Genomic DNA, 9,162 nt, shown 5'->3' with positions numbered 1-9,162 from the left:
TCCAGCTTCCTTCAGATTCCACCTCACGATGGACACCCTTGCCTTCGGCTAACAGTTCCTACTGCCAAGTCTGTAGTGGACTTTCACCACCAAGTTATTGCCCATGCCGGGCGCACCATAAAAAAAGACGAAGCAGAACAGATTCTGCTTCGTCTTTTTAGCTTTTTGGGAGCCTACATCAAGAGAACGTCTCGCCTCACCTGCGATTACGAGCTTCCCGCTCCACATGCAGCTTTTTCTCCGCAATGTGCACAAACATCCGCCTACCCTCATACAGTGGGAAATCGCCACCATGTACGGCATTAGCCACTCCCATGTATAATAACACCACTAATACAAACGAAGTCCGGAATACCTTGTAGAGTATGTCTTTCCGGGTTTCGTACGTAACTGGGGGAGCACCGCAGTTATTGTAAGTTGTAAGAATCTTAGGAAGATACGCAACTGTTCATCAGTTTACCATATCATTTGATAATTTGCTATTATGTAAGCATAGATTACTGTAACGCTTTCCATGCTTCATGAATTCTCATATATATTGAACGTTCACACAAAAACTTTACATTTTCGTTCATGTTAATTATGCGGATAACTTGGTTGAACTTGATTATTCCAAGTCGCAAAACAAGTTTTGCTATTAACTCATCTGCAAATGAAGAACTAACGGTTTTAACTCCTGCAAAATCAAGAATAATTCCTGTGTTCATTCGTGTAAGAATATTTAGTATATCATTTCTAAGAAATGCACCAGATTCACGTGTAGCCGTCCCCATACTATTTGAAAAAATGTCATACTTAATTGTGTTATCATCTTGAAGCATATAATCTAGCCTAATATCAAATCCATCAAAACCTCCTATCGATTTAAAAGCTTTTTGAATATTGATATCATGCCCCAAATTTAGCCTATAATCAATGGCGGTTGCATTATAGTCCCTGGTAATGTAAGGTAGGTTTTCATATTTTTTCATCTCTCCGTCTGAAGACCACATCATTGATGCAGAGCCAGACGTAATATTAAGGCCGCCGTTATTCTCTGTAACAATTTGATAAAGACCAAAAAGTCCGTTTCCTTGACCCTTGCCATCTCCTACACCTTCTTGAATCGCAAGACTAATTGCATCTATAGGGGTGCGTGGGCGATGAGGCGACTTTTTAAGAGAATTATAAATTCCAATACCATTATCATAAACACATATTGCAATTACTTTTTTTGCTTGATGATATTGTGCCATTACGTATCCGCACCCTGATTCGCTATGAACCAAAACATTATCCATTATTTCATTAAGACACCAGATAAGGCCAGTGATTACACCGTCTGAGCACTCAGTCTGGCGACTGATACAATTTATGTATGCCTGCGTAAGAGCGGCGACTTGACTTGAGTTGTTGTATCGGTATAGCTTATCGAACGGATATGGCTCACTTTCAATCACTTCGGCAGTTTCAATAAAAGGCTCAGTAAAGCCACAGTGATATAGATAGGAGTCCTCCGACAAAACGTACGAAAAGTCTATATGCCGGTTTTCTTTATAGTATGCAATAATTCCTGCGATGGGGACGCATGCATCGGGGAATACCAGATCTCCTATCCACTCAACGCTAAAGGCACGATAACCTTTGGCAATTCCGCGCTGTAATGCTCTAAGAAAAGAAGAGACACAGGAAGGGTGGTTCATTCTATGAATTGTGATACGATTGTTTTTTCGTGTAACTCTTAACTCTTTTTTAGAGGCGTTCTTTTCCATGATCTTATCTCCTGTCATAGTTCTCAAGTGCACATTTTCAATGTTAATCTATATGCCCAATGTCCACCTTGGCGGTATTTTACAAGCTTTCCTTCTGCGTCCAATTCCGCTAATATCCGATTCGCCGTCGCCGATGACACCCCGCACAACTCCCGCACATCGGCATTCATAATATAGTCGTGGTTTTTCAAATACGCCTCAATCTTCTTCCAACGCTGGGTGGCCTTATCCATCTTTCCATCGCTCATTTCATCCATCATTTCATCACTCACTTCCATGGCCTCGGTGATAGATGCTTTGATGGCGGAGAGCATAAACTCGATAAATACCGTAGACTCCCCCGCATCGTTGGAGGCGTTGATGGCGGCATAGTATTCCTGTTGGCGGTCATGGATGATAGACTCCACCGGAAGCCAAGCAAAAACAGGATTCCACCGGGACAGCAACAGGGTGTGCCACAGTCGGCCTACACGCCCGTTTCCGTCGGCAAAGGGATGAATCAGCTCCAGTTCATAGTGGAACACACAGCTGCGAATCAGCATGTGTACCTGGCTGGTTTTCACCCAGTCCAGCAGTTCCATCACCAAGTCCGGCACATACTGGGGAAGGGTCCCAAAGTGCAGGATATTGCCCTGGCTGTCCACCACCCCCACAGGGCGGGAACGGAACTGGCCGGATTCTTCCACCAGCCCCCGGGTGAGAATGCCGTGGGCGGTCAGCAGATCATCCACAGAATAGGGGTCCAACTGGTCCAACCGCTCGTATATCTCATAGGCGTTCTTGACCTCCGCAATGTCTTTGGGCGGGGCAAGGACCTGTTTTCCATCGAGAACAGCGGTTACCTGTTCCAGCGATAGGGTATTCTGCTCAATGGCCAGGGACCCATGGATGGTGCGAATGCGATTGCTGCGGCGCAAGGTGGGGTTTGTGGAAAGCTGATTTGTTACGCTGAATTTTCCCATCAGTTCCGCAATTTCCGCTACATCACTGATGATTTGATTGGTAATTTCAAATGGCGGCTTTTGATTTTTCATACCCACACCTCACTTAGATATCACTTTATTTATTATACCATCCATCCCTCATTTCATCAATCAAAATGGATGTTCCAATGATGGATGCCCCGCCGTTTTCTCACCATCCCCAGCCATAGGGACACGCCGCCCATGCATACACTTCCCCATGGAGGTGGTGACCATGTGGACGGCATGGCTCTTGTTAATGCTCAACGGACTCTTTTTCACCCTGCGGCTGGCCAACAACACTGGGTCCTTCCCCCGGGCCCTGACCCGGGAAGAGGAACAGGACTGCTTAACACGCATGGCCCAGGGGGACAGCGACGCCCGGGACAAACTCATTGAGCACAATTTGAGGCTTGTGGCTCATATCGTGAAAAAATACTACACACAGACGGGAGATCAGGACGATCTCATCTCCATTGGCACCATCGGGCTCATCAAAGGGGTGTCCACCTTCAAAGGGGACAAAAATGTGCGCCTGGCCACCTACGCCAGCCGCTGCATTGAAAACGAAATTCTCATGTACTTCCGCTCCCAGCGGAAAACCCAGGGAGAGCTGTCCCTCTCCGACAGCCTGGACGGAGACCCGGAGGGCAATTCCCTGTCCCTGATGGACGTGGTGTGCGTGGACGACACCATGCTGGAAGACCTGGACCTGCGGGACTCCTGCCAGCGGGTGCGGGAGTGCGTGGACACCTGCCTCACCCCCCGGGAAGCCCACATCATCAAGCTGCGCTACGGCCTCAACCAGCAAGCCCCCCTCACCCAGCGGGAAATCGCCACCCTGTGCGGCATCAGCCGCTCCTACGTCTCCCGCATTGAGAAAAAGGCCCTGGAAAAGCTGCGCCAGGCCTACGAAAGCCATTGAGCGCGCAAAAAAGCGCATGTCTCGGGGTGAGACATGCGCTTTTACCTATATTCTGTTATCGCCGGGTCTTCAAGCGGGCCATGGCCCGGGCCAGAGCGGCCTTGGAGTGGTAGTACTCCTGGATGCTCTGCTTCTGGCGCAGACGCTCCTCGGCACGCAGCTTGGCGGCCTCGGCACGCTTGCGGTCGATCTCCTCGGGGTGCTCGGCAAAGCCCACCAGCAGGATCACATAGTCGGGCTTGATCTCGGCAAAGCCAGCACCCACGGCGGCGGGCTCCCACACGCCGTCCACCTTGTAGCGCAGCTCGCCGGGCTCAATGGCGGTAACCGTGGGGGCGTGGCCTGCATAGACGCCCATCTGGCCGTCCACAGCGGGGAAGATCAGGGCCTGGGCGGGTCCAATGTAGAACTGCCGCTCGGGGGTGATGATCTCCAGGTAGAAGGTATTGGCTTCTGCCATTATACCGCCCCCATCTTCTTGGCCTTGGCCACGACCTCGTCCACGTTGCCCACGTTGCTGAAGGCAACCTCGGGGTACTTATCCAGCTCGCCGCCCAGAATCACCTCGAAGGAGCGGAGGGTGTCCTCCAGCTTCACATAGCGGCCCTCCAGGCCGGTGAACTGCTCAGCCACGGAGAAGGGCTGGGAGAAGAACTGCTGAATGCGGCGGGCCCGCTCCACGGTGCGGCGGTCGTCCTCGCTGAGCTCTTCCATACCCAGAATGGCGATGATGTCCTGCAATTCCCGATAGCGCTGCAGCAGCTCCTGGGTGCCGCGGGCGATCTTGTAGTGCCGCTGGCCCACCACGTCGGGCTCCAGGATGCGGGAGGTGGACTCCAGGGGGTCCACGGCGGGGTAAATGCCCTGCTCCACGATCTTACGGGACAGCACGGTGGTGGCGTCCAGGTGGGCGAAGGTGGTGGCGGGGGCGGGGTCGGTGAGGTCGTCGGCGGGGACGTACACAGCCTGGACGGAGGTGATGGAGCCGTCCTTGGTGGAGGTGATACGCTCCTGGAGAGCACCCAGCTCGTTGGCCAGGGTGGGCTGATAGCCCACGGCGGAGGGCATACGGCCCATCAGAGCGGAGACCTCAGAACCAGCCTGGATGTAGCGGAAGATGTTGTCGATGAAGAGCAGCACGTTCTGCTTCTCCTGGTCCCGGAAATACTCGGCCATGGTCAGGCCGGTGAGGGCCACACGCATACGGGCTCCGGGGGGCTCGTTCATCTGACCGAAGACCAGGGCGGTCTTCTCAATGACGCCGGAGTCGGTCATGTCCCGCCACAGGTCGTTGCCCTCACGGGTACGCTCGCCCACACCGGTGAAGATGGAGTAGCCGCCGTGCTCGGTGGCAATGTTGTGAATGAGCTCCTGAATCAAAACAGTCTTACCCACGCCGGCGCCGCCGAACAGGCCGATCTTACCGCCCTTGGCGTAGGGGGCCAGCAGGTCGATGACCTTGATGCCGGTCTCGAACACCTCCACCACGGGGCGCTGCTGCTCGAAGGCGGGGGGCTGACGGTGGATGGACCAGGCCTCCTTGGCGTCCACGGGGCCCTTCTCGTCGATGGTGTCGCCCAGGACGTTAAACATACGGCCCAGGACGCCCTTGCCCACAGGCACGGAGATGGGGGCTCCGGTGGCGGTGACGGTCATGCCACGGCCCAGGCCCTCGCTGGGGGAGAGCATGATGCACCGCACGGTGTCCCCGCCCATGTGCTGGGCCACTTCCATGACCTGACGCTTCCCGTCCAGCTCCACCTCAAGGGCTTCCTTGATCTCGGGCAGGACGCCGCCGCCAAAGGCCACGTCTACCACAGGTCCCATGACCTGTACAATGGTTCCTCTATTTTCCTTCATATCGTCTCACCTTTCGGGTGTCATGATTTCGTGGGGTTACTGGGCCGCCTGAGCGCCGCCCACCACCTCGGTGATCTCCTGGGTGATGGCGGTCTGGCGGGCACGGTTGTAGGACAGGTTCAGGGTTTGCAGCATGGCCCGGGCGTTGTCGCTGGACGACTTCATGGCGGTCATGCGGGCGTTTTGCTCCGAGCAGTAGGACTGCACCAGGGCGCCGAACAGGTCGCCCTTCACATAGCCGGGGACCAGGCGGTCCATAACCGCCTTCACCGAGGGCACATAGGCCACGTCCCGGTTATAGGAACTGGTCTCCTCCTCCTGGGGGAAGGCGTCCGGGTCCAGGGGGAGCAGCTTGTGGATGGTGGGCTCCATCTGGAAGGAGTTGACCATGCGGGTGAAGATGACGTACACCTCGTCCAGCTGTTCCCTACGGAACAGCTCCAGCATGGTCTCCGACATATCCCGGGCCCGGCCCACGTTGGGGTTCTGGGCGGTGTAGAGGAACTCGACATCAATGGGAATGCCGTGCTCCATGAAGTAGGAGCGTCCCACCTGGCCCACCACAAACAGGCTGGTGTTGGCAGACTGGCGCAGCTTCTCCTCCGCCAGCTTGAGAATGTTATGGTTATAGGCACCGGCCAGGCCCTTGTCTCCGGTGATGACAATGTAGCCGATCTTCCGCTTCTCCGCCGGAATGTGGGGACGCTTATCAAAGAAGACATGGTTGATCTCCGGGGAGTGGTGGAGAATATCGGAGATGGTGGTGCCGATTTTCTGAAAGTAGGGCTCCACATCAGACAGCTGCTTGCGGGCTTTCTGAAGATTCGAGGAAGAGATGAGGAACATGGCGTTGGTGATCTTCAGAGTCTGCTCCACGCTTTTGATGTGGGTACGGATTTCCTTTATGCTTGCCATGTGGCGCTCACCCGCTTCTTGGCGTCCTCCAGCACCCCGCGGATGGTCTCAATGGCAGGACCGCTGAGGTTTCCGGTGGACTGAATCTCGTCCATGACATCGGCGTGCTCCTGCTCCATCTCCTGGGCGAAGTCCATAACGAAATCCCGGACCTTGTCCAGAGGCACGTCGTCCACCAGGCCGTTGGTGGCCACATAGAGGATGACGGCCTGACGGCTCACAGGCAGAGGGTGGTACAGGGGCTGCTTGAGCAGCTCCAGCAGACGGCGACCGTGGTCCAGGGCCTGCTGGGTGGCGGGGTCCAGGTCAGAGGCGAACTGGGTGAATACCTCCAGCTCCCGGAAGCGGGCCAGGTCGATACGCAGGGTACCGGCGGTCTTCTTGATGGCCCGGGTCTGGGCGGAGCCGCCCACACGGGACACGGACAGACCCACGTTGACGGCGGGGCGCTGGCCGGCAAAGAACAAGTCGTTCTCCAAATAGATCTGACCGTCGGTGATGGAAATAACATTGGTAGGGATGTAGGCGGACACGTCGCCGGCCTGGGTTTCGATGATGGGCAGGGCGGTCATGGAGCCGCCGCCATATTCCTTGGTCAGGCGGCAGGCCCGCTCCAGCAGACGGGAGTGGAGATAAAACACGTCGCCGGGGTAAGCCTCACGGCCGGGGGACCGCTTGAGCAGCAGAGACAGAGTACGATAGGCCACGGCGTGCTTGGACAGATCGTCGTAGACGATGAGCACGTCCTTGCCCTTACTCATAAAGTACTCGCCCATGGCCGCACCGGCATAGGGGGCGATGTATTGCAGAGGAGCAGACTCGCTGGCGGTGGAAGAGACAATGATGGAGTAGTCCATAGCCCCGTGCTTTTTCAGGGTGTCCTGGATGCGGGCCACGGTGGAGGCCTTCTGGCCGATGGCCACATAGATGCAGATGACATCCTGGCCCTTCTGGTTCAGAATGGTGTCCACGGCGATGGCGGTCTTGCCCGTCTGGCGGTCGCCGATGATCAGCTCACGCTGGCCACGGCCGATGGGCACCATGGCGTCAATGGCCAGGATACCGGTCTGCATGGGCACGTTGACGGGCTCACGGGTGACCACGCCGCTGGCCTCATGCTCGATGGGGCGGGTCTCGGTGGTCTCAATGGGGCCCAGGCCGTCGATGGGCTGGCCCAGCACGTTGACCACACGGCCCACCAGGGCGTCGCCCACGGGCACGTCGGCAGCACGTCCGGTGCGGCGCACCACGGTGCCTTCCTTTACCCCTCGCTCGCTGCCCAGCAGCACCACGCCCACGCTGTCCCGGGCCAGGTTCATCACCATGCCCTTGACGCCGGTGTCCAGCTCCACCAGCTCACCGTACACCGCCCTGTCCAGGCCGTAGACGGTGGCGATGCCGTCGCCCACTTCCAGCACGGTGCCGGTCTCGTCCCGGCGCACTCGGGTGTCGTATCCTTGAATCTCCTCCCGCAGGATGGAGACGATCTCTTCGGGGTTGGTTTTCATGCCATTCGCCTCTCTTCCAGTTGCCGGAACATGCCGGTCAGCGTCCCCTGGACGCTCTTGTCATAGGTCACGCCCTCGATATCCAGCACGAAGCCGCCGATGAGGTCGGGCTGGGTGTGGATGTCAAAGACCACATCCTTCTTGCGGTGCAGATGACACAGGGTCTTTCTGAGCTTTTCCAGCTCCTCCTCCTGGGGCACTCGGGCACAGGTCAGGCGGCAGCGGGCCGCACCCCGGTCCTCCAGGGCGATGTCGTGGAATGCCTCCACGATCTGGGGCAGCAGAGCCATGCGGCCCTTGTCTGCCAGCAGAGAATAGAAGCTGAGCAGAATCCGGTGTCCGTCCAGCATGGGCAGCCGAGCCAGAACACGCTCCTTCTCCTCTGCTTGTACCGCAGGAGAGCATAGGCTCTCCCACAGCTCCTGGTTCTCCATCAGCCGCTGGGCTGTGAGGTCCAGGGTACCCTCGTTGGGGTAAATCCCATAGAGGGCCTGGGCATAACGGCGGGCCAACTCACTCATGCCTGCTCACCTACTTCCGAAAGAAATTCGTCCACAAAGGCCTTGTCGTCGTTGCCGTCCATGGACCGGCCTGCGGCCTTGGCGGCGGCCAGCAGGGCCAGAGAGGCCACCTCCTGACGGGCGCTGCGGAGCATGGTCTCCCGCTCCGTGGCGATCTGGGCCTGGGCCTCACGGTGTAGCCGCTGGGCCTCGCTCTGGGCCTCGGCCACGGTGCCGTCGTACACCCGCTGGGCACGGGTCTGGGCGTCGGAGACGATCTTGGCCGCCTCCTGGTGGGCGTCCTGGAGTTGGCCCTCGTACTGGGCCTTCAGCTCCTGGGCCTGGCGGTTGCCCGCCTGAGCGGCGTCAATCTCCTGCTGCACCAGCTGGGCCCGCTGCTCCAGCACGGCATTGACCTTGCCAAAGAGCACCTTGCGCAGGATGACGTACAGCACCAGCAGGTTGATGATGGTAAAGATGATGGTGGAAAGATGGAACTCCAGCATGGGAGGCTCCCCCCTTAACCCATAAAGATGATCAGCAGAGCGGTGATGAAGCCGAAGATGGCGGTACCTTCTGCCATAGCGCAGCCCAGCAGCAGGGCGCTGTTGATCTTGCCGGAGGCCTCGGGCTGACGGGCAATGGCCTCGCTGGCCTTACCAGTGGCAACGCCGATGCCGATACCAGCGCCGATTCCAGTGAACACAGACAGAGCTGCAGCAATGATTCCGATAGACATAA

At 56.9% G+C, this 9,162-nt stretch carries 10 protein-coding genes; 1 reads left to right on the top strand and 9 read right to left on the bottom strand.

The features are described from left to right. Positions 1–497: 497 nt before the first annotated feature. Both B5F98_RS09275 and B5F98_RS09270 read right to left on the bottom strand, forming a co-directional pair. Positions 498–1,751 (bottom strand): DUF4325 domain-containing protein, encoded by a 1,254-nt coding sequence (locus B5F98_RS09275; protein WP_158099824.1) that lies wholly within the window; start codon positions 1,749–1,751, stop codon positions 498–500. Between the two features lie 23 nt (positions 1,752–1,774). Beyond that, on the bottom strand, positions 1,775–2,785 hold the full coding sequence (locus B5F98_RS09270) for a Fic family protein (RefSeq protein ID WP_087371722.1): 1,011 nt from the start codon (positions 2,783–2,785) through the stop codon (positions 1,775–1,777). Positions 2,786–2,948: 163 nt separating this feature from the next. Between B5F98_RS09270 and sigK the strand changes: the two genes are divergently transcribed. Next, positions 2,949–3,638 carry an RNA polymerase sporulation sigma factor SigK gene (gene sigK / locus B5F98_RS09265; RefSeq protein WP_087371719.1) on the top strand — a complete coding sequence of 230 codons (690 nt, stop codon included), beginning with the start codon at positions 2,949–2,951 and terminating at the stop codon, positions 3,636–3,638. Positions 3,639–3,693: 55 nt separating this feature from the next. On the opposite strand, the gene atpC is transcribed toward sigK, so the two are convergent. The 7 genes from atpC to atpE are packed head-to-tail and all read right to left on the bottom strand — an operon-like array spanning position 3,694 to position 9,160. Then, entirely contained in the window at positions 3,694–4,098 is a 405-nt protein-coding gene (gene atpC, locus B5F98_RS09260; RefSeq protein ID WP_087371716.1) for an ATP synthase F1 subunit epsilon, read from the bottom strand. Next, positions 4,098–5,498 carry a F0F1 ATP synthase subunit beta gene (gene atpD, locus B5F98_RS09255; RefSeq protein WP_087371713.1) on the bottom strand — a complete coding sequence of 467 codons (1,401 nt, stop codon included), beginning with the start codon at positions 5,496–5,498 and terminating at the stop codon, positions 4,098–4,100. Before atpD ends, atpC begins: the two co-directional genes overlap by 1 nt. Positions 5,499–5,534: 36 nt before the next feature. Continuing rightward, positions 5,535–6,413 carry an ATP synthase F1 subunit gamma gene (gene atpG / locus B5F98_RS09250; RefSeq protein WP_087371710.1) on the bottom strand — a complete coding sequence of 293 codons (879 nt, stop codon included), beginning with the start codon at positions 6,411–6,413 and terminating at the stop codon, positions 5,535–5,537. Beyond that, positions 6,401–7,921, bottom strand: a complete 1,521-nt coding sequence (gene atpA / locus B5F98_RS09245; protein ID WP_087371707.1) for a F0F1 ATP synthase subunit alpha — start codon at positions 7,919–7,921, stop codon at positions 6,401–6,403. Before atpA ends, atpG begins: the two co-directional genes overlap by 13 nt. Beyond that, positions 7,918–8,442 (bottom strand): ATP synthase F1 subunit delta, encoded by a 525-nt coding sequence (gene atpH / locus B5F98_RS09240; RefSeq protein ID WP_087371704.1) that lies wholly within the window; start codon positions 8,440–8,442, stop codon positions 7,918–7,920. The genes atpA and atpH overlap by 4 nt, the downstream gene beginning before the upstream one ends. Continuing rightward, positions 8,439–8,927 carry a F0F1 ATP synthase subunit B gene (gene atpF, locus B5F98_RS09235; protein WP_087231604.1) on the bottom strand — a complete coding sequence of 163 codons (489 nt, stop codon included), beginning with the start codon at positions 8,925–8,927 and terminating at the stop codon, positions 8,439–8,441. The genes atpH and atpF overlap by 4 nt, the downstream gene beginning before the upstream one ends. A gap of 14 nt (positions 8,928–8,941) precedes the next feature. Then, entirely contained in the window at positions 8,942–9,160 is a 219-nt protein-coding gene (gene atpE, locus B5F98_RS09230) for an ATP synthase F0 subunit C (protein WP_087231601.1), read from the bottom strand. Positions 9,161–9,162: the final 2 nt, after the last annotated feature.

It is taken from the genome of Pseudoflavonifractor sp. An44, from assembly GCF_002161675.1.
Classification (GTDB): domain Bacteria; phylum Bacillota; class Clostridia; order Oscillospirales; family Oscillospiraceae; genus Enterenecus; species Enterenecus faecium.
Note: the sequence above shows the minus strand (reverse complement) of the source record. Positions and strands in the feature narration are given on the sequence as shown.

Bases quoted from the DNA above. Each gene is read 5' to 3' on its own strand.
- B5F98_RS09275 (WP_158099824.1), bottom strand. From the start codon at position 1,751: ATGGAAAAGAACGCCTCTAAAAAAGAGTTAAGAGTTACACGAAAAAAC.
- B5F98_RS09270 (WP_087371722.1), bottom strand. From the start codon at position 2,785: ATGAAAAATCAAAAGCCGCCATTTGAAATTACCAATCAAATCATCAGT.
- sigK (WP_087371719.1), top strand. From the start codon at position 2,949: ATGTGGACGGCATGGCTCTTGTTAATGCTCAACGGACTCTTTTTCACC.
- atpC (WP_087371716.1), bottom strand. From the start codon at position 4,098: ATGGCAGAAGCCAATACCTTCTACCTGGAGATCATCACCCCCGAGCGG.
- atpD (WP_087371713.1), bottom strand. From the start codon at position 5,498: ATGAAGGAAAATAGAGGAACCATTGTACAGGTCATGGGACCTGTGGTA.
- atpG (WP_087371710.1), bottom strand. From the start codon at position 6,413: ATGGCAAGCATAAAGGAAATCCGTACCCACATCAAAAGCGTGGAGCAG.
- atpA (WP_087371707.1), bottom strand. From the start codon at position 7,921: ATGAAAACCAACCCCGAAGAGATCGTCTCCATCCTGCGGGAGGAGATT.
- atpH (WP_087371704.1), bottom strand. From the start codon at position 8,442: ATGAGTGAGTTGGCCCGCCGTTATGCCCAGGCCCTCTATGGGATTTAC.
- atpF (WP_087231604.1), bottom strand. From the start codon at position 8,927: ATGCTGGAGTTCCATCTTTCCACCATCATCTTTACCATCATCAACCTG.
- atpE (WP_087231601.1), bottom strand. From the start codon at position 9,160: ATGTCTATCGGAATCATTGCTGCAGCTCTGTCTGTGTTCACTGGAATC.